We start from the raw sequence: 820 nt of genomic DNA, 5'->3' as shown, positions 1-820 counted from the left end.
CTCCACGTAGCTCAGGTCCTGCTCCAGCTGGGCTTGGCTGACCACGGGGCCCATGTCGGTACCGGCGGCGCGTGCGTCACCGACCTTGATCCGCGCCATGCGGGCCTGCAGGGCCTCGATGAAGGCGGGGTAGATCTTGTCGGTGACGATGAGGCGGCTGGACGCCGTGCAGCGCTGGCCGGTGGAGTAGAAGCCGCTCTGGGCCGACAGTTCCACGGCCTGAGCGAGATCAGCATCGTCGAGCACGATCTGGGGGTTCTTGCCGCCCATTTCCAGCTGCACCTTCTTGCCGCTTTTGACGCAGGCCTCGGCAATGCCGCGGCCCACGCCCGTCGAACCCGTGAAGCTGATGGCCGCCACATCGGCGTGATTCACCAGGGCTTCGCCGATCACACGGCCCGGGCCCATGACCAGGTTGAAGACGCCGGCGGGAATGCCCGAGCGGTGGATGATGTCGGCCAGAGCCCAGGCGCTGCCGGGCACCAGATCGGCGGGCTTGAGAACCACGCAGTTGCCAAAGGCCAGGGCCGGGGCGATCTTCCAGGCGGGGATGGCGATGGGAAAGTTCCAGGGCGTGATCAGGCCGACCACGCCGATGGGCTCGCGCGTGATCTCCACGCCAATGCCTGGACGCACCGACGGCACGGTCTCGCCGCTCAGGCGCAGACATTCACCCGCAAAGAACTTGAAGATCTGGCCGGCGCGGCCGACTTCGCCAATGGCTTCGGGCAGGGTCTTGCCTTCTTCGCGCGCCAGCAGCTCGCCGAGCTCGGCCTTGCGCGCCAGGATCTCCGTGCCTATCTTGTCCAGGGCGTCGGAG

Annotated in this window: 1 protein-coding gene; it reads right to left on the bottom strand. The window is 67.3% G+C overall.

All coding sequences use genetic code 11. The features are described from left to right. On the bottom strand, positions 1 to 820 hold an 820-nt coding region (locus AAIL66_RS24330; RefSeq protein WP_343497966.1), incomplete at both ends, for an aldehyde dehydrogenase family protein.

The sequence above is a fragment of the Comamonas sp. F1-6 genome (assembly GCF_039581415.1).
GTDB lineage: Bacteria > Pseudomonadota > Gammaproteobacteria > Burkholderiales > Burkholderiaceae_C > Comamonas > Comamonas thiooxydans.
This window is presented reverse-complemented; position numbering and strand designations above follow the sequence as displayed.